Below are 25,247 nucleotides of genomic sequence, written 5' to 3' on the forward strand. Positions count from 1 at the left end.
GAATATTCTGTAGAGGTATTTTATTTTCATAAAGATTAGTGTAACTTATCTTTATAAGGGGGAATTGAAATGAAAGTTGAAAAAGTAGCAATTATTGGAGCGGGAAACGGTGGAATCACAGCAGCAGCGGACTTATCTGATAGAGGCTTTGAAATTACACTTTATGAAAATGAAAGTTTTGCTAGTAATTTAGAAAAAATAAGGGAACTAGGTGGTATACATTTTCATGAGAATGGAAATGACAAGTTTGTTCCTGTCTATAAGGTCACTACAGATATAAAAGAAGCTATTGAAGGTGCAGAAGTGATTATGTTAACAATCCCTGGATTTGCTATAGAAAATATGGCAGAAGCTCTTGCCCCATTTGTTCAAAAAGAACAAGTAATAATGCTAAATGGGGCAGGTGCTATGGGGGCAATAAGATTCACAAACAAAGTTAGAGCGCTCGGTTTTGACAAAGAACTTAAGATTGGAGAAACAAATTCTTTAACCTACGGGACACGTGCATTTCCAGCGGAAGCAAAAGTTGAGCTTGGGTTAAGAGTAAAAAAACTATTTTTCTCAGCCTTCCCAGCTAGTAAAACGAGTGAGTTAATTGATAAGTGTAAAACGTTGTATGACTGCTTAGTACCAGCTAAAAATGTATTACACTCGACCATGGAAAACGGAAATCCTGAAGTTCACCCTGGCCCTTCTTTACTTAATGCAGGACGAATTGATTATTCGAATGGTGAATTTTACTTATACAAAGAGGGCATTACAGAACATACAGTTAGATTATTACGCGGAATAGAAAGTGAACGAATTGCTATTGGGAGAGCCTTTGGCTTTGAGTTAGAAGATGCAATTACGAGTCGCTATAACAGAGGATATTTCGAGAACAATGAATCTGATATACAGACTTTGTTCAATGAGAGTAAGGTTTATGGAAATATTAAAGGACCAACTGCTGTGGACTCTAGATACTTCACTGAGGATATTGCAGACGGCTTGGTTTTTTGGTCAGACCTTGGAAGAGAAGCAGATGTTCCGACTCCGAATATCGATGCAGTCATTACAATTGGAGGAACAATACTAAATAGGGACTTTCATAAAGAAGGCTTAACGCTTGAGAAAGTTGGACTATCTAATTTGAGCGTAAACGAAATTATCAATCGTTTGTAAAAAAATTAAACTAAGGGGAAATTTTATGAAGAGAACACCAACTTTATTTGAGTCGATTTCTTGTTTTGTTTTTCTAGCGGTTGTTATTGGTATAGGTTTTGGTTATTTTGAAATACCGATCCAGCCATTATTATTATTATCAGCTGCTTATGCAGCTTTTATCGCGTATAGAGTAGGGCTTAGTTGGGAAGATATGGAAAAGGGGATTTCTACTCGCCTGAATACAGCAATGCCAGCGATATTTATTATTTTTGCAGTCGGGATAATAGTTGGAACTTGGATATATTCAGGAACAGTTCCCATGCTAATTTATTATGGATTACTCATAATTGATCCTCAATATTTCTTAGTAACCGCCTTTGTAATTTCAGCCATTGTGTCAGTAGCAACAGGAACAGCTTGGGGCTCATCTGCTACAGCGGGTGTCGCATTGATGGGTATCGCAGTAGAAATGAATATGCCCCTAGGTATAACAGCAGGCGCTATTATTTCTGGTGCTATTTTTGGTGACAAATTATCGCCTTTATCGGATACAACTAACTTAGCACCATTAGTTGTAGGTGTAGACCTTTATGATCATATTAAACATATGTTATGGACAACCTTACCTGCATCTTTAATTGGTATAATCGTCTGGTATATTGCAGGTATGCAAATCGATGCGAGTAGCGCTTCTGGAAATAGTGTGAGTGGTTTAACAACAGATTTGGATCAAATATTTAACTGGAATATATTTATGCTTCTACCTTTTGTATTAATTCTATGGGGCGCCTTCTTTAAAAAACCGATTGTTCCAATCATGTTATTATCCTCAGTTGTTGCAGTGATTATTGGGGTATTATCCAATGGTTTTTCTCTCGTTGATGGCTTTACAGCAATGGCCAATGGCTTTTCGGTAGATATGGTCAACTCTAATGCAGAGTTTTCAGAGACAGTCCTTTCACTACTTAACCGCGGTGGAATATTCTCAATGGTAACAATTGTCGTGACAATCTTTTGTGGATATGCCTTTGCTGGAATAGTAGAAGCAGCAGGATGCTTAGATAGAATATTAGAATCATTTACAAAAATGGTTCAATCCACTTGGCAAATTATTGGATCAACAATTTTAGGTAGTATAATCATTGTATTTACAGCTGGCGTTGCATCGATATCTATTATAATGGTTGGTGTTCTAATGAAGGACGCATACAATAAGAAGAACCTAAATTTGCTTAATCTATCTAGAACATTAGAAGACTCTGGAACGATGATTTTAGGATTTGTACCATGGGGTGTTTCTGCTATTTACTACATGGAAGTTTTAGGTGTAGGGGTAGGAGATTATTGGATGTGGGCTGTCCCATGTTACCTCTGTATTGTATTTGCCATGATTTATGCAGTAACAGGAATCGGAATGAAGAAAAAAGCTGCCTAGGTGTTGCAAATTTTTATGATATCCTAAAAGAAAAAAGAGGTGCGTTATTTTATGAGGATTTACTTAGCAAGTCCATTTTTCGATAAAGAACAAGTTGAACGTGTAAAGCGTGTTGAAGCGGCATTGGAAAAGAACCCAACTGTAGAAGAAGTGTTTTCGCCACGTTTACAACAAGATGATCACCTTGAACATGGTTCTGATGAATGGAGAGAAACAATTTACAACAACGATATCAAACATGTAGAGTGGTGCGATGCAGTCGTCGCAGTTCATGATTACGTCGGTGAACATGTCGACCCAGGTACTGCTTTTGAAATTGGTTATGGTAAAGCTTTAGATAAATTCATTGTTTTATACCAAGAAAAAGATCCTATAAAAGAAGCGCCAGTTAACTTAATGTTAACTGATTCATTGGATGCTTACCTCCAAAACATTGAAGATCTAGCAACTTATGATTTCAATGAAAAGACACCGATTCGTTATGAAAATTACACTCACGCTCCGGTTGCGAAAGATGAGGCGTAGGCGTGTTTAATATACATCCCGTTAAACTACAGATATTTGTAGTTTAACGGGATTTTTTGTATTTGTTGAGAGATGGTAATATTCGTTTTTGTTTCGAAGGATAGGAATTACAAAAGAAATCCTTCGAAACAAAAACGAAGCGGATCTAATAAAAAAAAAACGAAGCGGATCTAATAGGATAGCTAAGCCTCGAAACAAAAACGAAGCGGATCTAATAGGATAGCTAAGCCTCGAAACAAAAACGAAGCGGATCTAATAGGATAGCTAAGCCTCGAAACAAAAACGAAGCGGATCTAATAGGATAGCTAAGCCTCGAAACAAAAACGAAGCGGATCTAATAGGATAGCTAAGCCTCGAAACAAAAACGAGGCGGATCTCCTATCTTCATCACACTAAAAATCATGCAGTTCTAAATTTTCTGTATGTTATAGCGTACAAAAATATGTTATAGTAACTTAAATTGATGTGGAGGTGAATGGTTGATGAAAGAAAATATAGCATTAATCGGAGACAACTTACAAAGTATACGTAAGGAACGTGGATTAAGTCTAGATAAGACAGCTGCGCTTACTGAGGTGAGTAAGGCGATGCTCGCTCAAATTGAGAGAGGGGAGTCTACTCCTACAGTCACTACATTATGGAAAATAGCTAAGGGCTTAAAGGTCTCGTTCTCATCTCTGATTACTCAGCAACAACATTCTATTAAAGTCATTCGTCAAGATGATGTACATACTGTTACAGAAGAAGATGGAGCCTATAGGGTTCATAATATCGTACCGTTCTCACCCGAGAAACTATTTGAATTGTATATAGTAGAAATTGATCGAGGGTGCCGTCATCACGCAGAGGCTCATACTGCAGGTGTGGAAGAGCATATCTTTGTTAACCAAGGTAGTTTTCAAATGGATGTGAATGGGACAGTGACTGATTTAAAAGAAGGTGAAGCGATCATCTTCGATGGCAGTCAGAAGCATACATATATTAATCCGACTGATGATTTAGTGAAACTAACGATGATTATGTACTACAAAAATTAAAGAAGAAGGTTTAATTATGACATTTGATGAACATATAAAAACAATCAAATATGTCTTCCCAAAAACAATTCCTATTATGGCAGGTTTTACATTTATAGGACTTGCTTACGGAATCTATATGGAATCTCTCGGGTTCGGCCCTGCTTACGCGATATTGATGAGTATTTTTATATTTGCAGGTTCTATGGAATTTGTTGCAGGTAGTATGCTACTGGGTGCATTTAACCCCGTCAGCGCTTTTCTTCTCACTTTAATGATTAATGCGAGACATCTTTTTTACGGTATTGCCATGCTGGATAAATTTAAAGGTGTAGGAAAAAAGAAATTCTATTTAATATATGGCATGTGTGATGAATCATTTGTAATTAACTCCACCGCTAAAGTACCGACTCACATCAACACGGGTTGGTTTATGTTCTATGTGACCTTGTTTAATCAGATTTATTGGGTAGGTGGCACAACATTAGGTAGCCTTTTTGGGACTGCAATCCCCTTTAACACAGAAGGTATAGAGTTTGTGATGACAGCACTCTTTGCTGTGATTTTCTTAGATCAATGGAAAAAGGAAAGATATCATATTAGTTCCATCATTGGAGTGGGTGCATCGGTACTCAGCTTAATTGTTTTTGGTAGTGAGAACTTTATCCTACCGGCTATGATTATTATCATCATTGCCTTAACATCAATCAGAAAAATGATGTCTAGAAGAGAGGTGATCTCGTAATGTCTTTGAGCCAAGAAATTATCATCATTGCTTGTGTAGTTTTAGGTACGATGACGACGAGATTCCTACCTTTTCTTATATTTAACAATGATAAAGAAACACCAGCCTATATAAAATATCTCGGCTACATGTTACCGCCTGCAGTTTTTGGGTTACTCGTCGTCTATGCACTGAGAGAGGTAGATGTCACGTCAATGGGTGGTTTTGTGCCTGAAGCCTTAGCGATTGGTCTAATTATTATCCTGCATTACTGGAAGGAAAACATGTTGCTTTCCATTGCAGGCGGGACCATATTCTATATGATATTAGTCCAAGCGGTGTTCTAACATTTACATGGGCGTTCGTTTCCCGTGTACTAAAGTCGACTTCAATAAGTGAAAATAAAATTACGAAGTACATGTTGTGAGTGTCGTAGGAACGAACTAGGAATTTAAAAGCGCGAAGAAATAGTACGGATTTTGCACCCTTTATTTGATGCGCTCTATTTTCCTAGTGTAAATATTCCTACCGACTTTACTCACAGGCACTTGAATTCATTGGTTATTCTAAGAAAGAATTTCTATGGGTATATTCATGCTTGTTTTTAATGCTACGGTGGAAACCGTAGCTTTTTATTTTTAACTTACATTGAGGAGAAATATTATGAATGAAATGACTTATGAAAAACTAGAATATAACGACCTAAAAACACTAGTGAAATCCTACTGTGTCACCAGCCTAGGAAAAGACTTATTCGATAAACAAGCTCCGAGCGCTAATTTAAAAGTGGTAAGACACCGACTAAAGGAAACGACTGAAGCAAGAAATATCTTAGATACTGGAACAAAGATGTCTTTTATGAATGTGTCTAATATTGACTTTCTGATTGAAAAAATAGAAAAGGGCATAATTTTAACGCCTGAAGAACTCATCTATTTGACCGACTTTTTAAGAGGGTGCAGAAGAATTATTGAGTTTATGTCGACCAAAGAATTTATTGTCCCAACCCTATCGTCTTATGTGAATTCGATGACAGAACTGAGGTCTCTCGAGGAAGAAATCAGTGGGTCCATTAAAAACAATAAGGTCGACTCTCATGCATACAAGGAACTTAAAAGAGTACAGGTTTTTATCGACACAACAGAAGGGAAAATTAAGGATAAGTTAAATAAGTTTATAAGCAGCAACAAGAATTATGTGTAGGAAGCATTTATTAGTGTGAAGAATGATCGTTTTACTGTGCCAATTAAGGCGACTTATAAGAATCAGGTGAACGGGACAATTGTGGAGTTATCTTCGAAGGGAACAACGGCTTTGTTGAACCGGATGTGGTGAGAAAGCTAAGTGAAGAACTGGACGGTTTAAGGGCAGAAGAGGCCATGTTAGAGTATCAAATTCTCACGACACTGACAGGCTTGATTAATGAAAATATGCAGGTCATCAACATCAATATTGAGTTGATTGCCCAGTACGACATAATCAGTGTACGTGCGAGATTTTGTAAGGCGATTGATGGGCTAGAGCCAAAAATCAATGACCATGGCAAGATAAAGTTGGTCAGTTGTAAGCACCCTTTATTGTCAGGTGATATTGTGCCACTAGATTTTGAGATTGGGGATGACTACCGGAGTTTGGTGATTACCGGTCCAAACGTAGGTGGGAAAACGATCGTACTTAAAACAATTGGTCTCGTTCCCTAGCGACGATGTCGGGTTTTCATATTTCAGCGTCTAAAGAGACTGAGATTGCGATTTTTGACCAAATATTTGTTGATATTGGTGATAATAAAAGCAAAGAAAATGCCCTGAGTACTTTTTCATCACATATGAAAAACCTTTCGAATATTTTACCGCAAGTGAATAATAATACGCTGTTATTATTCGATGAAATCGGTAGTGGGACAGAACCGAATGAATGCGCAGCCTTAGCGATTTCACTGTTGGAAGAGTTTTATCATAAAGGTGCGATGACTGTCGCAACAACGCATTATGGTGAAATTAAGCGCTACTTAGAAATGCATGGAGATTTTATGAATGCAGCGATGCAGTTTAATCAAGAAACACTGGAACCACTGTTTAAACTGCAGATTGGAAAGTCAGGAGACAGCAACGCCCTGTGTATTTCTCGGTAGATGAAAGTGCCGGAAAACGTGCTGAAGCGGGCAGAGAATTATATAGTCGATAAGGACTATGGTATAGAAATTTTAGATCAAAATAAGGTGCGTAAAGAGAAGAAAGAAGAAATAGTCACAGTAGATACTACAATCTATGACAAAGGCGACCGGGTGAGACTTTTGGACTATGACGACTATGGGATTGTGTATGCCACAGAAGATAAATTCTCAAATGTGCAAGTGTATTATAAAGGCGAGATGCTTGTAGTGAATCAAAAACGCCTGAAATTGAAATGAACGCACAAGAAATTTATCCAAATGACTATGACTTGGATACCTTATTCACTGATTATAAAAATAGGAAGATGAATCACGATATAGAGCGAGGCTCTAAGAAAGCTTTGAAGAAGATTAAGAAAGAAATGAATAATTAAAACAGCATGTTATGCTCGTTACTAGTTCAAACTATTTTAGACAGTCGAAAAATTTAAATTTTTAACTGAGTTATGAATCCTTTCATATCTCAGTTTTTTGTTAGCAATTAATTGACCACTCAATAATTTATCAGACAATTCTATATTTTCGCTATTAATTATCTGAATAGTATGATAAGATATTTGGGAATTACAGTAATACTGGAATTTTGGAGGCTAACTAATGAAGACGATACCGACTTCGATAAAAACATTACGTTTAGAAAGGCGGCTAACTTTAAAGGAGTTGAGCAACAAAACTGATCTATCAGTCAGCTTTTTATCACAAGTTGAAAGGGGAGAGAGTTCTCCAGCTATTACTTCACTAAATAGAATTGCTGAAGCCTTAGACGTTAATATCACATATTTTTTTACACCACTGATGACAGAGGATTATAAGATTTCGTATAAAGATTCTGTACCCCTTAGTGTTGAATACTCAGAACAGACTATGTATAGGATGTCTAGTGATTTTGAGAATAGAGCATTGGAAAACTATTTGATAGAAATACCGTCAGGAAGTAGTAATGAGACTGTTCGACATGTGGGAGAGGAAATGTATTACTTGATTGAAGGAAATCTTACAGTATATGTGAACAACAAAAAATACGAGTTAGAAAAAAATGATGTGATACATTTTCCGTCTAATATACCACATCATTACGAAAATAATGGAGATAAAGTTGCAAAAATACTATGCGTGATAACACCTACACTATTTTAATTTAAAAGGGGAGATATTATGAGAGTAGCTACAGATATTGGTGGTACTTTTACAGATTTAGTAGCAGTTGATGATTACGGGAAAATTACAGTCGGAAAATCCGACACAACACCAGGTAATTTTGAGAAAGGTATATTCAATGTTATTGAAAAGGCAGGTATTGATTTTAAAGAAATAGAGATATTTTTTCATGGTACAACAGTAGTCATTAACTCTTTAACAGAAAAGAAAGGTGTAAAGACCGGATTAATTACTACTAAAGGATTTAGAGATGTATTGGAAATTGGTCGTGGGAACAGACCGGATTTATTCAATGTGAAATATAAAAAGCCACAATCTATTGTAGAAAGACATTTGAGAAAAGAAATATCTGAAAGATTAAATTATAAAGGTGAAGTAATATCTGAGTTAAAACTAAATGAAGTTGATGACATCATTGAATACTTTAAAGAATGTGAAGTAGAAGCGATTGCAGTGTCATTGCTCCACAGTTATAAAAATGATAAACATGAAAAAGAAGTAGTTAGTTACATAAAAGAAAAATATCCCGAGTTTAGTGTGACTGCATCTAGCGAATTAAGTAAAGAGTGGAGAGAGTACGAGCGTACTTCAACAGCAGTTTTTAACGCATATGTAAAACCAATTGCAAACGAATATCTAACTAATTTGGAAAAGCATCTTATGGAAAAAAGCAATTGTAAACGGAATTATATTATGCAATCAAATGGTGGTACAAGTACATTTGAAATTGCTAAAGAAAGTCCGATTAACATGGTGGAATCTGGACCTGTTGCAGGTATTTTTGGGGCATCCATTTTGGGAGGTCTACTTCGAGAGGAGAATCTCATTGTGCTCGATATAGGTGGCACTACAGCGAAATGTTCACTTGTTGAAAATGGGGAAGTGAATATTTCTACTAACTATCATATGGAGAAAACGGAACAATTTGCTGGGTATCCTTTGAAAGTACCGGTAGTCGATATTATTGAAATTGGTAACGGTGGAGGATCCATTGCTTGGATAGATGACAGTGGTTCAGTAAAAGTAGGTCCTAAGTCTGCTGGTGCTGATCCAGGACCAATAGCATATGGAAGGAATGGTGAGAATCCTACTACTACAGATGCTAACGTGTTGCTTGGCAGACTATCTCTAGAGAATTTTGACACAAGTATTTCATTGGATGAAATACGTAAGCAATTTGATGAGTCTCTGGGGAACGAACTAAACATAAAGCCAGTTGATTTAGCAATGGGTATCATAAAAATTGCAAACTCCAATATGTTAAACGCATTAAAATTAATCTCTGTAAGAAAAGGTTATGACCCTAGAGATTTCACACTTGTTGCAATTGGTGGTGGAGGACCAATGCATTCACAAGCATTAGCAAGAGAGTTAGGAATCAAGAAAGTTATCATACCATCGACATCAGCTGTTTTTGCATCATGGGGAATGCTAATGTCCGATATTCGTCATGATTATTCTCAAACATTACTTGTGCCTGTAGAAGGTTTAGACTATACAGGATTAAATAGTTCATATAGAGAAATGGTTAACAATGCTGCTGATACACTGGGCACAGAAGGAGTTCAACCGGAAAATATTGTGATAACCAAAAGGTTAGATATGAGATACGAAGGGCAAGAACACACTGTTGAAATTCCCGTACCATTTGATTTGATTAATGAACAAAATATCGAGGATGTTATTGAGAATTTCCACGAAAATCATAATCGATTATACTCATACACTTTACCGGAAAACGGAGTTGAAATTGTAAATATCAAAATTCAAGCTTTAGGTAAGTTAGATAAACCGACATTAGTTGAAGCTGAAGTAGAAGAAGGGGAACCTCTTAAAGCAGAAAGAAAAGTTTACTTTGAAGAGAGTGGCTGGATTGACCTATCTGTTTTTGATAAAGACAAACTAAGCCCGGGCGAAAAGGTGAATGGCCCGGCAATTATAGAAGAGAAGTCATCTTCTGTAATTTTACATGATGGCGATACATTGATAAAAGACAAATATGGCAACCTCGTAATTACTATAGGAGGTAATTAATATGAAATCATATCAAACAAACCCGTTTACTTATGAAGTTATAAAAGATGCACTAATAGCGACTGGCGAAGAAATGTTCATAGCACTAGCTAAAACTTCAATGAGTCCAATTGTCTATGAAGTGTTGGATTATGCATGTGGTTTAACTAACAATAAGGGAGAACTAGTTACTCAAGGAAATGGTGTAACAGGATTTATTGGAATGTTGTCGTTTATGGTTAAAGATACGATCGAGAAACACGGTGATTCAATAGAAGAAGGTGATATCTATATCATTAATGACCCATATAAAGGAGGGGGATCGCATTTAAATGATGTAGGTTTAGTAATGCCGGTATTTTATGAAGGTGAATTAATTTCATTTGTTGCGAATAAGGCGCACTGGACTGACGTTGGTGGTAAAGATCCAGGATCGATGTCTACAAACTCAACAGAAATATTTCAAGAAGGACTCCAGTTTACATGCTTAAAACTATTTTCGAAAAATGAAGTTAACGAACCTTTACTCAAGTTCATTGAAGCAAACGTAAGATATCCTAAGATATCTATTGGTGATTTATGGGCGCAAGTAGCAGCCTTACGAACAGGTGAAAAAAGGCTTAAAGAATTATGTGATAAGTACGATAAAGAAGTTATTTTAGAAAGTGTTGAGAGATTTTTAGATCAGGGCGAGACTTTATCTCTAAAAGAAATTAATAATTTGCCGAAAGGTACTTTCGAACTTAGTGATTTGATTGACGATGATGGTATTACTGATGACCAAATTAATATACAAATAAAGATTACGATTACTGATGATGAATTTATATGTGATTTCACCGGAACGGATCCACAAGTGAATGGACCTATAAACAGTTCATATACAGGATTAGTATCTTCTGTTAGGACTATATTCTTGGCTATTACCAATCCAGCACAAGACATAAATGATGGTGCTTTTAGACCACTGAAAGTCATTGCAGAAAAAGGTTCAATTGTTAATACATCTAGTCCTGCACCTACCTCAATGTACTGGGAGTCAATGTTGTACGGGAATGAATTGATTTGGAAAGTCTTAGCCCCATACTTGCCAGAAAAACTAACCGCAGGACACTTGATGTCAGTTTGTACAGTCATAATGGGAGGTAAGCATCCAGATAAAGAAGGAGATTTTCTTATCGTTGAACCATCTGTAGGTGGATGGGGAGCAGCAGATAATCAAGATGGAGATACAGGACAATTCTGTATCTTAGATGGAGAAACATTTAATGTACCTGTAGAAATAGCTGAGACGACTTACGGTGTAATTATTGATGAATATTCAATGAGAACTGATGGTGCAGGTGCAGGAAAGCATCGAGGTGGTCCTGGTGTGATAAGAAGTTATAGAGCTCTAACTGACAATCAATTCTTCACGGCGAGCTATGGTCATCACAAATTAAATGTTTGGGGTACGAATGGCGGCATGGACGGCTCCAATAATGAATTCTTATTCGAAAAAGCTGATGGAACAATTGAAGGACCATTTGGTAAATATAATCAATATAAGTTAAATAAAGGCGATAAAGTCATATTGAGAACTGCTACTGGTGGTGGTTATGGTGATCCTAAAGAAAGAAGTAAGGAAGATATTGAAAGAGATATATTAAATGAATATATTACTGTTGAGCAAGCTTATGAATTTTATGGATATAAAGGGTGATCTTAAATGGAGATAAGAAATTTACCTGAAAATAAACAGACTGATGTACTTTATATGCATGGCCTATTTGAGGATGTATTGAAGGAAAAGAATATAGATGGAACTTTTAACTATGTCGAAATCTCCGGAAATTCAATCTTGCCTGAGGACGGATGGTCGGTACATGAACACGACGAATTCTCAATCATTCTTGAAGGAGAATTAGACTCAGAGGTGGATGGTAAATTGTATACCGTTCGTGCAGGTGACTACACCTATATTAAAAAGGGGACCCAGCACCGGACATACAATCGACAAAATGAAATTTGTAAAATTGTAAGTTTATTAATTTAAAAGGGGTGACGCGATGTCTAATAAAGAAGCAAGTGGGATGGGGAATGATAATCCGCTCGAAAGTGTACCTTTAAATCGTCGAGAAAAATGGTTAACACCAGCTGTAATCTTTGGTGGTTTGGAGTTTACAGTTCCAGTCTTAATGGTTGGTGCAACACTTGCAGGTGCTTTCGGAATTAGCGAAATATTTTGGATTGTCATGGCAGCAATGGTACTTATTCAATGGTTTGGTAACGCTTTGAGTGGATATATTGGTGCAAAAACAGGACGTCCCTCTTCAGTAATAGCAAAAAATAGTTTTGGAGATATTCAAGCCAGACTTATAGCTGGTGGAACTATTTTTATAGCTTCACTTGGTTGGTGGGCGTTACAAACAGCAGTAACAGCAAATGCACTTGCAGCTATGCTAGGAATAAATTATGAGGAAGAATGGGGCAAGTGGGCAGTGATTACTGTGGTTTCAGGATTATTGTTTGCCATACCATCTATAATTGGCTATAACTCAATGAAGTGGACAGATTACTTAGCAGTGCCTGCTGGCTTAATTCTTGTGATTGGCGGTATATATTTTGCTTTAAGAAATACAGGTTTCTCAGAAATATTGGAATGGAATCCTAGTGGAGAAATGACAATTTTAGCTGCAATTAGCTTAGTAATAGGTGTTAACGTGTCTCAGTGGGTGATTGCTGCAGACTACACTAGATACGCTAAGCCAACATGGAAAGATAACCTCTTAATTCCATTAGGAATTATTGGAGTAGGTGTACCTTTATTTATGGTTGGTGCAGTCATGTCTGTTGGTGTCGGTGATGCAGATATTGTAAGTGTTATGTTAAATTTAGGTTTTCCTATATGGGGATTCTTGATTTTATGGTTGGCGACTTGGACTTCTCAATTAGTAAACAATTATAGTATGGGTCTTGCCTTCTCGAATTTACTCAACGTGAATAGTAATAAAGGGAGAATGTTCCTAACATTACTAGGTACCATAATCGCACTAGCGGTAGCTTTGATGGGGATATTAGATTACTTTGAAGATTTCTTATACCTTACTGCACTAGTGTACCCAGCTATTGCCGGGATTCTTTTTGCAGACTTCTTCTTTTTAAGATCAAGAGAATGGAAGAATATTAAAAAATGGAACTACGTTGCCACAGTAGCAGTAATTATTGGTATAGCAATTGGATATTATACTCAATATATGAATCCTATCGGTTTACCCGCAGTCCAATCATTGTTTGGCGCGTTAATTTCATATTATTTACTTATGTTCTTAAAAGCTAAAATAAAACCTGATGAATTTACACCAGGTAAGTGGAGGAAAAAATAATAACTTCTAATAATGAAGAGCCGACTTTCATTTGAAAGGCGGCTCTTCATTCATTACTCTGACAAATAATCTACGGAGTCTAGTGCTTCTAAAGTCATGGACAAGTGCTTATCTATTCTTTCACCAAAATCAGCTTTGTTTTTAGATTCTATTGTTTCAACAATCTCGATGTGTTCCTGAATAACATCTTTCATACGACCTTGTTTGGTAATTGCTTTGGATCCAATAAGTATGGTGAGGTTATGAAACACATCATACGATTTTAAGAAGATATTGTATTTGGCAATCATGAACATTGTTCGATGGAATTCTTTATCGAGTTGCATAAAGTGATAACTATTTTTTTCTTCCATCGCTCTATTTTGTTTCTCAATGATATTCTTCAATTTTTGAATGTCTGTGTCCTCGACATTATCAAACAAAGGATCTTTGATACCTTTTTCAATCGTCGCTCTTAAGAGGAAAATCTGTTTTACTTCTTCTTGAGTATGTTGTTTTAAGCGATAGCCTTTCCTTGGTCGAAATTCAATTAAATCCTCATTTATTAAATCATACATTGCCTCTCTTAAGGGTGTTCTGGATACATCGAGCTGTGTGGCAAGGCTCTGTTCATTTATATAATCATCAGAAGGAAATCCATCGTTTAGAATAATGTCTTTTAAGGTTGTGTAAATCGTATCTTTCAGTGTTTTGTGTTTGATGCCTTTAATTTTGAAATCATTCATACATATCATTCCTTCTGAGATAATCTAACCGTTCAAGAATTTAACTGGAGCCATAATGATGCTCGGTAAATAAGTGACTGCAAGTAGTACAAGAATTAAAATTCCAACTTGCGGGAATAGGTGCTTGAACATTACAGGTATCTTCTGTTTTGCAATTGAAGATACTACGAATAAGCAAACACCTAATGGTGGAGTGACCATACCAATTGTTAGGTTTACTGCAAGTATTATGCCAAAGTGTACCGGGTCAATTCCCGCTGCAACAATCATTGGTGCAAACAGTGGTGTAAAGATTGTTACGGCACTGATTGTATCTATAAATGTTCCTGCTAATAGTAGAATAATATTGATAATAAGCAATAGTAAAATTGGATTCTCAGCAGCGAATCCAAGCAGATTCATCAATTGATTTGGGATATTTTCATAATTAATATACCAGATAAAAATAGCTGCAGAACCAATTAAGAAAATTATACCTGTCGAAGTGTAAGCTGTACTTTTTAAAACAGCTACTATGTCTTTAAATGTTATTTCTCTATAGACAAATATACAGATTATGAGGGCATAAACAACAGCAATTACACCTGATTCAGTTGCTGTAAATAGTCCGGAAATAATTCCTCCTATGATAATGACTGGCATCATTAAAGCGAGGATTGCATCTTTAAAATACTTGAGAAAAACACCTACAGTGATTTTCTCTTCCTGTTTAATGACGTAATTATTTTTCTTACCAACATAAATACTATAGACCATCAAACCGAGTGCCATAAGAATTCCGGGAATAAATCCAGCAATAAATAGATCACTGATTGAAACTCCTGCAATTACTCCGTAAAGTATTAGTACAATACTAGGTGGCACTATAGGTCCAATTGTTGAGGCGCAAGCTATTAAAGAAGTTGTAAATCCTTTGTCGTAACCTTCTCTTAACATGGTTGGAATTAACATTCCTCCAATTGCGGCAGCGGCAGCTAATGCAGTACCCGTTAAGGCGGCAAAGAATATACTACTGATGATTACAACTAAAGCCAATCCCCAGGAATTGGACCTACTATTATTTTAGAGAAGTTAACGAGACGTTCGGAAATACCCCCTTTAGCCATGATTTCACCTGCTAGTACAAACAGAGGGATAGCGACTAGCGTAAAGCTATTCGTACCGCTAAATATATTTCTTGGAACATTTGCGAGTAAAGATATATCACTTCCCATAATTCCTAGTAGTGAAATAAACGCCATTGCAAATGCGATAGGAACACGCAAGATGATGAGAACAAAAAGTAAAATGATTAGGAATATCCAAAGCATACTTTATATAGCCTCCTTACATAGAAATAAATCATAAACAGTGATGATAATGGGACAGCCATGTACAAGTACGCTCTTTGTATGGGAAGTAAACCGAGTGTTTGTCCTGAAACTAGATTTTGATTGACTAGAATACTGCCATATATGACAAGGATTGAGAGTACAAACAGAGCGACCAGACATTCTATTACTCTGAAGAGCACATCGTATTTTTTAGGTAATTTTTCAAATAAATCTACTACAAGATGTTCATTTTTACTTACAAGTACAGCGGCTCCAGAGAATACACTATAGACAAAACAAATCATCAAAAATTCTTGAGACCATGGTATGCTAATTTGAATGAAGTAACGAAATAACACTTGTAAGAAGGTTACGATTACTGTCAGTGATAAGCATAAGATCATGATGAATTCTAAGAATTTTGTGATTGAATCATCGATTTTCTCAAACATTTAATCACATCCTTATTATTTTGCTTCTATGAAACTTTGTATGATATCTTTTGAAACTTTGTCAGAGATTTCATCTCGAACAGAAAGCGTCGCTTCCTCAAATGCTTTTCTATCTGGTTCGGTAATGGTAATGCCTTCTTCATCTAACATAGTAAGAATCTCATCTTCTTGATTACTCAGTTCTTCACGTTGGTAATCTCTTGCTTCTTTTATTGCCTTATCTACTGCAGTAACTTCCTCTTTAGATAAGGAAGAATAAAACTCATCACTCATCAAGATGACGGCAGGTGTGTAGGTATGTGATGTGAGCGAGATATATTGCTGAACTTCATAAAATTTCATGGAATTTACTGTAGGGAGTGGATTTTCCTGTCCATCGACTACTCCTTGATCTAGTGCAGAGTATAATTCATTAAAATCAACAGGAATAGGATTTGCACCAATTGCTGTAAAATACATTGCCCAAACTGATGCAGGTTGGATTCTAATGCTTAGATTTTCTGCATCTTCAGGTGTTACTATTTCCTTAGTGTTATTACTTAAATGTCTGAACCCAACCTCCCAATAGCCAAGACCTTTCATTCCTTTTTGATCCACATATTCCAACATCTCTTTGCCGGGGTCACCATCTAAGGCTTTGTAGACATGCTCTTTATCTTCAAAGAGAAAAGGAATTCCAAATAAATTCATTTCTGGGACAGTGTTGGCTAGGTTACTATCCGCCGCCACTGTAGTCATTTCAATTGATCCGTTTATTACTTGTTCAATGACATCTCCTTCAGACCCTAAAGTTCCGTTTGAGTGTATTTCCACGGATATATCGGTGGATTCATCAGCTTCTAAAACTTCTTTAAACTTTTCAGCTGCTACATGGTATTGGTGAGTTTCAGAGCCTGTGTGTGCTAGTTTAATCACTTTTTCACCAGAGTTTTCATCAGCTGTCTCGTTACTACAAGCAGATATAAAAATTGTTAAAAGCAAGACAAGAAAGAGTTTCTTCATAGTTCCATCCCCCTTTATTGTGGCTATAGATTTTTGTAAAGGTCCTTACGACGACTATCAAAAATCGGAATATCCTTGCGGATTTTATCGATGTAATTTAAATCAAGTTCTGCGGAAATGACATTTTCTGTATCACTAGAAGCTTCGTTAAGTACCTCCCCAAAGGGATTGATGATAATTGAATGACCAGCAAAAGTTGTTTGATTACTTTGAGTTCCTATAATATTTGAACCCACTAAGTAACACTGACTCTCAATGGCTCTTGCTTTTAGCAGTGTAAGCCAGTGATCAGTTCTTTCTATTGGCCATTCCGCAACCACAAATATGACTTTAGCTCCAGACATGGTAAGGTCACGGAACAATTCAGGGAAGCGGAGATCATAGCAAATTGCTAGACCTGCATTCTCGCCGTTTAATTTAAATGTCTCAACAGATTCATTACCTGCCTTCAGATATTCTGGCTCATTAAGCATTGGCACTAGATGCATTTTGGAATATTCGTGAACCAGTTCACCTTGTGTATTTACGACGAAGGCAGTGTTATAAACACCATTGCCATTTTTAATATTTGGTACAGATCCTGCAACAATGTTCACCTCATATTGCTTTGCAAGTTCAGATAGAATACTAAAAGTCGGCTCCAAATTATTATCGGCATAATCATGAATGTTTGGTAAATCATAGCCTGATGTCCACATTTCTGGTAGTACAACGACATCGGTATTTGATAAGTCTTTAGAGTGGAATAGTGAAGCTACTTTATCGAGATTCTCTTGAACATTACCGTCTTTGACTGCAAATTGAAAAACTTTGATTTTCATATCAGTTACTCCTTTAATTTCTCTAATTTATACTCAACGCTAATTGTTTTGTTTAATTTTTCTGAGTGAATACTGCAACGGTAACCGTCACCATATATAAAACCATTTAGTAAAGGAACAGTACCTGAGTAAACAATAGAATCTTTTTTAGGAACGTCATGTTGATCTAGAAATTCTAAGATTTCATCTAATGGAATTATAGAAGCGAATGTACCTTCCTGGTATTTTTTCCATTCACCGTCAACTAGGACATCACAAAATAATTTAATGTCGTCCCATTCATCTTTAATATCATTTAAATCAATTGTTTCGTTAGCTAGAGGCTTATCGCATATTTGTTTGGATTTCTGAATTGATACGGTTTCTAAGTCACGATCTGTATGATCACTACCTACTGTAACTTTTACGTCACCATCTTCATCAAAGATTAAAACTATTTCAGCTTCGCCACTTGTTTTGTTACCAACCACTGATATTTCATCTGATTGATCGATAAGAGAAGGGCTTAATGCATAGAGTTCCGGCACACTCGCTGGCTCTGGAACGCCAATCTCTTTTAATTCTTCAATATGTTCCCACGTTTTATCTTTGTCTCTGCCTGCATAACCAATTGCAAAAAGCTTAACCATTTAAAAACATCCCCTTTAATGTATTATGTATACATTATATAAAAGTAAAATATTTTGTAAAGGCTTACATGCAGAAATTTCTGATACTTATATATGTAAAAATTATAGAAATATAAATAAAGATAAGTAGAAATTATAAAATTATACTTAAGAAATATTTAAGAATTACATAATTAATACAAAATATCTCTCATTGCAGATTAATGAAGTGTCTGATGTACCGATTATTATGGTAACGGCTAAAGGTGATGACTTAGAAAAATTAACAGGCTCTAGTCATGGAGCGATTGATTACATCGTAAAACCGTTTAACCCTAATGAGCTCGTTGCTAGGGTGAGGGCGCATATTGAACGTTACAACAGACTGAAAGGTGATGATGCTAAGAAGTTCATAGTATTCGGCCAAACGATCATCGATATTGAGGGTCGTACTGTGGAGGTCGGGAATCATTCAGTTAACCTAACTGCTAAAGAATTTGATTTACTTCTATTTTTAACGCTAAACCCTAACCGGGTGTTTACCAAGGAAGAATTGTTTGAAAAAATTTGGGGACTAGATGCTGTAGGCGACAATACGACAGTGACAGTCCATATTAGAAAGTTACGTGAAAAGATAGAGCGTGATCCCGCTGAACCAGAATGGATTCTAACAGTATGGGGCGTGGGGTACAAATTTAAGAAAATTAATTAGTTTAGCAGTAGAGATTCGAATAACAAGGTTCGAATCTCTATTTTTATATATTTTTTATCAATTTTAGGGTAATAGTATAAACAGTCTGATAAAAGAGGGTGAAGTTGTGGTTAGCAGTAAGAAGGATATAAAAAAGATTCAAAAAGACTTAGAAGATATAAAAACAGATTTACATAATTATGATGAGCCTGCCTATGACCCAAAAATTATTGAGCTTTGGCAATATGTAAAAGAACGTGCTGCCAAACATCAATTAGAAAAGATGCCAATTGATAGTATTAAAGATTTTGAAAAAGGGATGCCACTTAGTCAGTTAGAAAATGCAGGCTTTAAGAATATATATGTAATTTCAAACTATACCCCAGAGCAGTTTCTCCAAATTAAAGGGGTAGGTGAGAAATCTGCATATCTTTTAAAAGAAGCGGTTGAAAAGGTAAAGCAGTCGGTGCATATTCGTGCCAAAGGGCGTATTGATCCAGATAAGCTTGAACGATTAGATTTCGACTTACTTCGTACAATTTACCTAAAAAGGAAACTAGTTGTTGATGCTGAGAAAGTAGAAAATCAGATTGAAGCATTTGAACAAGAATTTAAACAAGACTTCTCTGTGATAGAAAAACAGAAAAATATCTTTATGAAACTATTTCAAAATGCTCAGGAGAAGGAGGAAGTTAATGCTGCAATTGAAGCGGTAAATCAAAAAGGGGTAGAACAAAAATTTACTGATATAAAATCAGCTTATTCTGCAATCAAGGAATTTGAAGTGACTGATGATACGTTAAAACAAGATTTTATCGACAATAGTATTCAGTATTACACAGCGATTGAAAATATTACTGGCTATACGAATCAAAAGCAGGCAGATGATATTCCTTCAGAATTAGTTGAAGCAGTCAATAATGTGGAACTAAATGTTGATGGACTAGATCTGACACTAAGGAACTATCAGGAATTTGGTGCCAAGTATGCTTTATATAATAAGCGGATTCTACTCGGTGATGAGATGGGCCTTGGTAAAACTGTCCAGGCACTTGCTGTTATTAATCATCTAAACTTGAATAATCAGCCTTATACGATTGTTGTTTGTCCGCTTAGCGTCGTCGCCAACTGGAAACGTGAGACTGAAAAATTCACTAAGCTCAATGCTTTTATTTACCATGGCAATGGTAGAGAAAAAGTATTTCAAGAGTGGTTAGATAAGAAAGGTATTTTGATTACCACCTTCGAACATACCCGTAATTTCGATAAAAGTCTCATTAAAGAGTTGAATATGCTCGTTGTTGATGAGGCTCACTTCGTTAAGAATCCTGAGGCCAAACGTTCTAAAAGTATCTATGCCTTATCAGAACTCGCCAGCCATGTTCTCTATATGAGCGGAACACCTTTAGAAAATAAACTTGCTGAGATGAAACAATTATTAGGTGTATTGCAGCCGGATATTGCTAATAAAATATCAAAAGAACTTCATCTTTTAGATCCACAGAAGTTTAAAATAGAGATTTCCCCAGTATACCTAAGAAGAAATCGAGCAGATGTACTAGGAGAATTACCAGACCTTGAAATCATTGAACAATGGTCTAACTTTGGTGAAAAAGAAGAAGAGATATACGATCAAGCAGTGTCTGAAGGTCAGATGATGGCGATGAGACGGGCAGCATGGAAAGGTGGGACACCTGAAGCATCACCTAAACTTGATGCCCTCGTTGATATTTGTGATTCAGCAAAAGAAAATGGACATAAGGTTCTTGTCTTCTCATTCTTTAGAGATGTCATCGAGACAGTTCAAGAACATGTGACAGAAGCAAAATTTCCTGCAATCACCGGTGATGTTCCAAATGATGAGAGGCAAAAAATTATCGATGAATTTACAAGTGCAGAAGCTGGTGCAGTCATGACCGCTCAGATTATCGCAGGTGGGGTAGGTTTAAATATACAAGCAGCCAATATTATTATTTTATGTGAACCACAGTGGAAGCCTTCTACAGAAGAACAGGCTATTGGTCGTGCTTACAGAATGGGGCAAACACGGGGTGTTGTCGTTTATCGACTGTTGACTGAAGATAGCATTGACGTTAGCATGTTGGAATTACTTGGTGAAAAATCTAAGTTATTTGATATGTATGCCAGAGACTCAGAAGTTGCAGATATTGCACAAAGACAGATGAATGCTGAAGCATTGCTGAAATCAGAAGAAGAGTCAGAAGCATCTATGACCAAACAAGTCATGGAAATGGAGAAAAAACGATTGGCAGAAAAACAGGCAGGATAAGTATAAACATAAAGAAGCGCGACAATCAAATTTGTTTGATCATCGCGCTTTGTGTATTAGTAAAATGGCCAGATTAATGGAACAACGACTACGCATATAAATGTAGTGATGTGGAGAGGATTTCTACTCAAGAGCAAAAATCGGATGTCGAATAGACAAAACGGGCGAGAAATTCTATTAGAGGGCAAAAATCTAGACTCCAATAGAAAAACAAGCTAAAAAGTTTATTCGTCCTGAATAATTCAGCAACGAATAGACAATCCACCTTCCACCATTAGCTAGAAATTTATCTTGTAAAAACATAGAAGTATGATATAAATTGAATTATCGAACTATTATAAAAATAAAGGGGTTATTGAAGTGAAAGATAATATTTACGGTAATATTCCATGTTTTTTAGGGGCAGAGAATTTAGTGCAAAAAGGTGAATATGATACAGACGTTATTTTTTATGGTGCACCATTCGAAGGAGAGAGTACGTGGGGGACTACACTGGTGTGGAGCTCGGTCCCAAACAAATTCGTTCGTCTTCTGCGCGTTATAGTGGTTACTTACCTGAGTTAGATCATATTGATGTGAAGGAACATTTAACTTTTGGTGATGCGGGTGATGTGCCATTTGTTGCGCATGATAATGAACAATCTTATCAGAACATTGAAGATTTTTCTGCTGAGCTATGGAAAACGGGCAAGTTTCTTGTTGGTTTTGGTGGTGAGCATGGTGTAACGTATCCAATTTTAAAAGCACTGGCAGATAGTAGGAAGACTGTTGGAATCATTCACTTGGATGCACATTATGACAACATGCCTGATTATGAAGGTGAGAAATATGCAAGAAACACACCTTTTATGAGGTTATATGAAACAGAAGGTGTGAGAAATGAATCGATTATTCACACGGGGATTCATGGGCCACGTAATAAGCCTGAGACTGGGAAGTATGCTAAGGAAAATGGTGCTGTAACTATTGGCATTAATGAAATTAAAGAATCTAATGATCTAAGAACTTTAGCTAAAGAGATTTACGAGCAAGCTGCAAAAGACGTTGATGTGGTTTACTTGTCTATTTGTAGTGATGTCCTGGACTTCGCATACAATCCTGGTGGGCCAGTTGATGGTAATGGTTTAACGTCTTACGAATTACTCACTTTAATTCATGAATTCGGTAAACTCGGTTTAGTCGGCATGGATTATGTGGAAGTCTATCCAATGATGGATCAAAACCAACAATCTGCTCACTTTGTCTCATATGCAGTACTTTACGTTTTAGCGGGTCATGTTAAGTATTTAGGCAAGATATAAACCTTAAAGGGGTTGGTGATTATTAACAAGATTTTAGATATTGTTAAGGCACTCGGACCAGGAATGATTATTACTGCTTCATTTATTGGACCTGGAACTGTGACTGCCATGACCCGTGCGGGTGCAGGTTTCGGTTATAGTCTCTTATGGGCTGTCTTATTCTCTGTTATTGCGACGATCGTCCTTCAAGAGATGATTATCAGACTAGCACTTGTGACGCGTCGAGGATTAGGTGAAGCGATTTACGATTTGTTCAATCATAAAATAGGTAAGTTTATAACAGTATGGATTTCTATGATTGCTGTTGCAGTCGGATGTGCAGCGTACATGAGTGGTGATCTTCTAGGGACATCACTCGGTTTAGGTCACTTGCTCAACATTCCAACTAACATACTCGCACCGATTGTTGGGATTATAATATTTCTGATTGGCATCCAGGGTAGTTATAAGCTAGTTGAAAAAATTATTATAGGACTGATGGTCATCATGGGTGGTACTTTTATCACGACGATGTTCATGGTTCAACCCAATTGGGGAGAGGTATTCCAAGGTATGTTCATGCCTTCAATTCCTATTGGCTCTATTATTATGGTCATTGCTCTGATCGGAACAACAGTTGTGCCTTACAACTTCTTCCTTCATGCAACGACGGTACATGAACGTTTTAACGGTATGCAAGACTTGAAGCTTGCACGCTGGGATACGATTATTTCTATTACTATTGGTGGGATTATATCTGCTGCTATCCTCATCTCTGCAGGTGCATTAATTGTTGGTCAAGAAATTGACAGTGTCATCGCCTTAGCAGGGCCACTTGTACCAGTGTTAGGTGAAACTTGGGCACCGATATTTATCAGTGTTGGTTTGTTTGCTGCAGGATTTTCATCTGCTCTGGCTTCTCCTATGGGGGCAGCCGCAACAGTCAGTTCTTTCTTCAAGTGGGAAGGTGGCATGAAAAACACCAAGTATAAAATCGTGTTTGGAACAGTAATACTTATTGGTGTTGTCACATCTGCAATTGGTTTTGAACCGTTAGAAGTCATCCTATTAGCACAGGCTTTAAATGGTGTCATCTTACCGTTAATTGCAATACTAATTTTTGTCATTATAAATAAAAAAGGATTGATGGGACAATATAAGAATGGACCTATTTTAAATGTGATAGGCTTCCTAGTTGTCGTTGTTGTATCGTTTTTAGGTATTTACAGTGTAATTGATGCTGTAATCTCATTTCTAGCATAAAAAATACACGAACATCTTTATAACGAGATGTTCGTGTATTTCATTTTTTAAGACTCGGTAACATTTCTATTTTTACCAGAAGCGATACCGGTAAGTACCATAACGAGTGAGACAATGAGCATTAAACTTAGTGGTAGGAACCAAGATCCTGAAATATCTTGTAAGCCACCAACTAAAACGGGTCCAAGGGCTGCTAATAAATAGCCCAAGGATTGTGCCATACCTGATAGTTCAGCCGCTTGATAGCCATCTCTTGTTCTTAGTGTGTAGAACATCATAGATAATGAAAATGCGCTACCGTTACCGACACCAAGTAAAATGACCCAAAGTAGCGATAGTTCTGAGTGACCGAGTAATAATCCTCCAATTCCTATTAGAATGATTAACCCGCTCAGAGCAGCGATGAGTACTTGATCTTTCATCTTATCGGCAACCACAGGAATAATGAATGTAAAAGGAATGCTGGCAAGTTGGAAGGCGAATACACCCCAACCGGCTAAATGTATATCATACCCATTGGCAGTAAGAATCGTTGGCAACCAAGTAATTAATGTATAGAAAATTAAGGACTGGGCACCCATGAATATGGTGATTTTCCAAGCGAGTGGAGACTTAAATAGTCCCCCTAACTGCTGGTTTTTAATATTGCCCCTTGGTTTGCTTCGATTTTTTAATTGTACGAGCCAAACTAACAGTGCCAAGATTGATAAAGACACCCAGATTAAGAGTGCACTACGCCAGTTGAAATTTCCTGAGGTCGCAATCGGTATACTCAAACCAGATCCAAGGGCGCCAAAGACATTCATTACAATTGCATATAAGCCTGTCATCAGGCCAATTTTATGCGGAAAATTCATCTTAACGATACCTGGCATTAAAACATTACCAACCGCAATGGCTAAGCCAATCATTAATGTACCAGTAAACAGAAGTCCAATACCACTTGCTGAACGAATAAACATTCCTAAAATCAGGAGGACCAAAGATAGTGCAATCGTTGTTTCCATGCCAATTCGTCTCGCAATTTTTGGTGCGAATGGAGATAGTAAAGCGAAGGCAATAAGCGGTAAGGTTGTAATGCTTCCTGCTAAAGCATTACTGATGCCAAAGTCATCCCTAATGAATGATACTAAGGCACCTGCAGATGTCAGTGGTGCACGCAAGTTTGCTGCGACCAAGATCACCCCAATTATTAGGAAAATATATAAATTTTTGTTATTATTTTGGTCCAATTCATTGTTCAAAGA

20 protein-coding genes and 3 pseudogenes are annotated in these 25,247 nt (G+C 36.7%); 16 read left to right on the top strand and 7 right to left on the bottom strand.

Features of this window, described 5'->3' with window-relative positions; translation table 11 throughout:
* Positions 1-69: 69 nt before the first annotated feature.
* The 12 genes and pseudogenes from JEM45_RS08205 (at position 70) to JEM45_RS08260 (ending at position 13,555) form a co-directional block, all read left to right on the top strand.
* Positions 70-1,164: an NAD/NADP-dependent octopine/nopaline dehydrogenase family protein gene (locus JEM45_RS08205; RefSeq protein WP_198687259.1), complete on the top strand. Its 1,095-nt coding sequence runs from the start codon at positions 70-72 to the stop codon at positions 1,162-1,164.
* A gap of 25 nt (positions 1,165-1,189) precedes the next feature.
* Complete coding sequence (gene nhaC, locus JEM45_RS08210; protein WP_198687260.1) at positions 1,190-2,581, top strand: Na+/H+ antiporter NhaC; 1,392 nt, start codon at positions 1,190-1,192, stop codon at positions 2,579-2,581.
* 51 nt (positions 2,582-2,632) lie between these two features.
* Positions 2,633-3,106 (top strand): nucleoside 2-deoxyribosyltransferase, encoded by a 474-nt coding sequence (locus tag JEM45_RS08215; protein ID WP_166626438.1) that lies wholly within the window; start codon positions 2,633-2,635, stop codon positions 3,104-3,106.
* A gap of 482 nt (positions 3,107-3,588) precedes the next feature.
* Entirely contained in the window at positions 3,589-4,143 is a 555-nt protein-coding gene (locus tag JEM45_RS08220; protein ID WP_026867027.1) for a helix-turn-helix domain-containing protein, read from the top strand.
* A gap of 16 nt (positions 4,144-4,159) precedes the next feature.
* Positions 4,160-4,867 carry an AzlC family ABC transporter permease gene (locus JEM45_RS08225; RefSeq protein WP_198687261.1) on the top strand — a complete coding sequence of 236 codons (708 nt, stop codon included), beginning with the start codon at positions 4,160-4,162 and terminating at the stop codon, positions 4,865-4,867.
* Positions 4,867-5,193, top strand: coding sequence for a branched-chain amino acid transporter permease (locus tag JEM45_RS08230; protein WP_026867028.1), 327 nt, complete (start codon positions 4,867-4,869; stop codon positions 5,191-5,193). Before JEM45_RS08225 ends, JEM45_RS08230 begins: the two co-directional genes overlap by 1 nt.
* 316 nt (positions 5,194-5,509) lie before the next feature.
* A pseudogene (locus JEM45_RS08235) lies at positions 5,510-7,393 on the top strand (endonuclease MutS2).
* A 223-nt stretch (positions 7,394-7,616) separates the two neighbouring features.
* Positions 7,617-8,156 carry a helix-turn-helix domain-containing protein gene (locus JEM45_RS08240; RefSeq protein ID WP_026867033.1) on the top strand — a complete coding sequence of 180 codons (540 nt, stop codon included), beginning with the start codon at positions 7,617-7,619 and terminating at the stop codon, positions 8,154-8,156.
* 18 nt (positions 8,157-8,174) lie between these two features.
* Complete coding sequence (locus JEM45_RS08245; RefSeq protein ID WP_026867034.1) at positions 8,175-10,211, top strand: hydantoinase/oxoprolinase family protein; 2,037 nt, start codon at positions 8,175-8,177, stop codon at positions 10,209-10,211.
* A gap of 1 nt (position 10,212) precedes the next feature.
* Positions 10,213-11,892: a hydantoinase B/oxoprolinase family protein gene (locus tag JEM45_RS08250; RefSeq protein ID WP_198687262.1), complete on the top strand. Its 1,680-nt coding sequence runs from the start codon at positions 10,213-10,215 to the stop codon at positions 11,890-11,892.
* 6 nt (positions 11,893-11,898) lie between these two features.
* Positions 11,899-12,225 (top strand): cupin domain-containing protein, encoded by a 327-nt coding sequence (locus JEM45_RS08255; protein ID WP_051220525.1) that lies wholly within the window; start codon positions 11,899-11,901, stop codon positions 12,223-12,225.
* Between the two features lie 13 nt (positions 12,226-12,238).
* Positions 12,239-13,555, top strand: a complete 1,317-nt coding sequence (locus tag JEM45_RS08260) for a purine-cytosine permease family protein (protein WP_051220526.1) — start codon at positions 12,239-12,241, stop codon at positions 13,553-13,555.
* Between the two features lie 53 nt (positions 13,556-13,608).
* Here JEM45_RS08260 and JEM45_RS08265 read toward each other — a convergent pair whose 3' ends face one another.
* The 6 genes and pseudogenes from JEM45_RS08265 to JEM45_RS08290 form a co-directional block, all read right to left on the bottom strand.
* A complete protein-coding gene (locus JEM45_RS08265) occupies positions 13,609-14,280 on the bottom strand; it encodes a GntR family transcriptional regulator (RefSeq protein ID WP_051220527.1) in 672 nt (223 codons plus the stop codon).
* Positions 14,281-14,304: 24 nt separating this feature from the next.
* Positions 14,305-15,590: pseudogene (locus JEM45_RS08270) on the bottom strand (TRAP transporter large permease).
* The gene (locus tag JEM45_RS08275) at positions 15,572-16,045 is read right to left on the bottom strand and encodes a TRAP transporter small permease (RefSeq protein ID WP_051220528.1); all 474 of its coding nucleotides are present in this window, start codon (positions 16,043-16,045) and stop codon (positions 15,572-15,574) included. The pseudogene JEM45_RS08270 and the gene JEM45_RS08275 overlap by 19 nt, the downstream one beginning before the upstream one ends.
* A gap of 15 nt (positions 16,046-16,060) precedes the next feature.
* Entirely contained in the window at positions 16,061-17,047 is a 987-nt protein-coding gene (locus tag JEM45_RS08280) for a TRAP transporter substrate-binding protein (protein WP_198687263.1), read from the bottom strand.
* A gap of 23 nt (positions 17,048-17,070) precedes the next feature.
* Entirely contained in the window at positions 17,071-17,868 is a 798-nt protein-coding gene (locus tag JEM45_RS08285; RefSeq protein ID WP_026867038.1) for a carbon-nitrogen family hydrolase, read from the bottom strand.
* A gap of 5 nt (positions 17,869-17,873) precedes the next feature.
* On the bottom strand, positions 17,874-18,497 hold the full coding sequence (locus JEM45_RS08290; RefSeq protein ID WP_051220529.1) for a DUF2848 family protein: 624 nt from the start codon (positions 18,495-18,497) through the stop codon (positions 17,874-17,876).
* A 208-nt stretch (positions 18,498-18,705) separates the two neighbouring features.
* Between JEM45_RS08290 and JEM45_RS08295 the strand changes: the two genes are divergently transcribed.
* The 4 genes and pseudogenes from JEM45_RS08295 to JEM45_RS08310 all read left to right on the top strand — a co-directional run bounded on the left by JEM45_RS08295 (position 18,706) and on the right by JEM45_RS08310 (position 24,000).
* Positions 18,706-19,188, top strand: a complete 483-nt coding sequence (locus tag JEM45_RS08295; RefSeq protein ID WP_235678853.1) for a response regulator transcription factor — start codon at positions 18,706-18,708, stop codon at positions 19,186-19,188.
* 106 nt (positions 19,189-19,294) lie between these two features.
* Complete coding sequence (locus tag JEM45_RS08300; RefSeq protein WP_198687264.1) at positions 19,295-21,457, top strand: DEAD/DEAH box helicase; 2,163 nt, start codon at positions 19,295-19,297, stop codon at positions 21,455-21,457.
* Positions 21,458-21,817: 360 nt separating this feature from the next.
* A pseudogene (locus JEM45_RS08305) lies at positions 21,818-22,758 on the top strand (agmatinase family protein).
* A gap of 63 nt (positions 22,759-22,821) precedes the next feature.
* Entirely contained in the window at positions 22,822-24,000 is a 1,179-nt protein-coding gene (locus JEM45_RS08310) for an Nramp family divalent metal transporter (protein ID WP_198687980.1), read from the top strand.
* Between the two features lie 47 nt (positions 24,001-24,047).
* Here the strand turns inward: JEM45_RS08310 and JEM45_RS08315 are convergent, their stop codons facing one another.
* Positions 24,048-25,244 carry a CynX/NimT family MFS transporter gene (locus JEM45_RS08315; protein ID WP_035856440.1) on the bottom strand — a complete coding sequence of 399 codons (1,197 nt, stop codon included), beginning with the start codon at positions 25,242-25,244 and terminating at the stop codon, positions 24,048-24,050.
* Positions 25,245-25,247 lie beyond the last annotated feature (3 nt).

The sequence above is a fragment of the Jeotgalicoccus sp. ATCC 8456 genome, assembly GCF_016313225.1.
Taxonomy (GTDB): Bacteria; Bacillota; Bacilli; order Staphylococcales; family Salinicoccaceae; genus Jeotgalicoccus; species Jeotgalicoccus marinus.

Excerpts from the sequence above, each read along its gene's own strand:
- JEM45_RS08205 (WP_198687259.1), top strand. The coding sequence starts at position 70 with ATGAAAGTTGAAAAAGTAGCAATTATTGGAGCGGGAAACGGTGGAATC.
- nhaC (WP_198687260.1), top strand. The coding sequence starts at position 1,190 with ATGAAGAGAACACCAACTTTATTTGAGTCGATTTCTTGTTTTGTTTTT.
- JEM45_RS08215 (WP_166626438.1), top strand. The coding sequence starts at position 2,633 with ATGAGGATTTACTTAGCAAGTCCATTTTTCGATAAAGAACAAGTTGAA.
- JEM45_RS08220 (WP_026867027.1), top strand. The coding sequence starts at position 3,589 with ATGAAAGAAAATATAGCATTAATCGGAGACAACTTACAAAGTATACGT.
- JEM45_RS08225 (WP_198687261.1), top strand. The coding sequence starts at position 4,160 with ATGACATTTGATGAACATATAAAAACAATCAAATATGTCTTCCCAAAA.
- JEM45_RS08230 (WP_026867028.1), top strand. The coding sequence starts at position 4,867 with ATGTCTTTGAGCCAAGAAATTATCATCATTGCTTGTGTAGTTTTAGGT.
- JEM45_RS08240 (WP_026867033.1), top strand. The coding sequence starts at position 7,617 with ATGAAGACGATACCGACTTCGATAAAAACATTACGTTTAGAAAGGCGG.
- JEM45_RS08245 (WP_026867034.1), top strand. The coding sequence starts at position 8,175 with ATGAGAGTAGCTACAGATATTGGTGGTACTTTTACAGATTTAGTAGCA.
- JEM45_RS08250 (WP_198687262.1), top strand. The coding sequence starts at position 10,213 with ATGAAATCATATCAAACAAACCCGTTTACTTATGAAGTTATAAAAGAT.
- JEM45_RS08255 (WP_051220525.1), top strand. The coding sequence starts at position 11,899 with ATGGAGATAAGAAATTTACCTGAAAATAAACAGACTGATGTACTTTAT.
- JEM45_RS08260 (WP_051220526.1), top strand. The coding sequence starts at position 12,239 with ATGTCTAATAAAGAAGCAAGTGGGATGGGGAATGATAATCCGCTCGAA.
- JEM45_RS08265 (WP_051220527.1), bottom strand. The coding sequence starts at position 14,280 with ATGAATGATTTCAAAATTAAAGGCATCAAACACAAAACACTGAAAGAT.
- JEM45_RS08275 (WP_051220528.1), bottom strand. The coding sequence starts at position 16,045 with ATGTTTGAGAAAATCGATGATTCAATCACAAAATTCTTAGAATTCATC.
- JEM45_RS08280 (WP_198687263.1), bottom strand. The coding sequence starts at position 17,047 with ATGAAGAAACTCTTTCTTGTCTTGCTTTTAACAATTTTTATATCTGCT.
- JEM45_RS08285 (WP_026867038.1), bottom strand. The coding sequence starts at position 17,868 with ATGAAAATCAAAGTTTTTCAATTTGCAGTCAAAGACGGTAATGTTCAA.
- JEM45_RS08290 (WP_051220529.1), bottom strand. The coding sequence starts at position 18,497 with ATGGTTAAGCTTTTTGCAATTGGTTATGCAGGCAGAGACAAAGATAAA.
- JEM45_RS08310 (WP_198687980.1), top strand. The coding sequence starts at position 22,822 with ATGATTATTACTGCTTCATTTATTGGACCTGGAACTGTGACTGCCATG.